Source organism: Bartonella sp. CM120XJJH, assembly GCF_042194715.1.
Taxonomy (GTDB): domain Bacteria; phylum Pseudomonadota; class Alphaproteobacteria; order Rhizobiales; family Rhizobiaceae; genus Bartonella.
This window is the reverse complement of sequence record NZ_JBHINE010000131.1, coordinates 368-608: the sequence shown is the minus strand read 5'-3', so window position 1 is coordinate 608 and position 241 is coordinate 368. Positions and strand designations below refer to the sequence as shown.

The following is a 241-nucleotide window of genomic DNA, read 5'->3' as shown; positions in this document are numbered from 1 at the left end:
ATTGAAGACACTAAAAGCGTTAAAATATGCGTACTCTCCATGATACGTTCACGAAAAAATTCGGAATTTCTAATAAAAAAATCTTCCCCTCCATGGCGCATAATGAGAAAACGTCGCACCATAGTCTCTGCTAAATGTGAATCAATCTCATCAGTAATCTTAACCATAATGGCACGAACCTGCGTGGTCCCAAGAAAACGAGTTTGCACGGTTGTATAGGGCAAATAGATATGCAACGTAT

Annotated in this window: 1 pseudogene; it reads right to left on the bottom strand. The window is 39.0% G+C overall.

Annotation, left to right across the window (positions count from 1 at the left end):
• A pseudogene (locus tag ACFIKU_RS10200) lies at positions 1 to 241 on the bottom strand (macrolide ABC transporter permease/ATP-binding protein MacB); the annotation flags it as partial.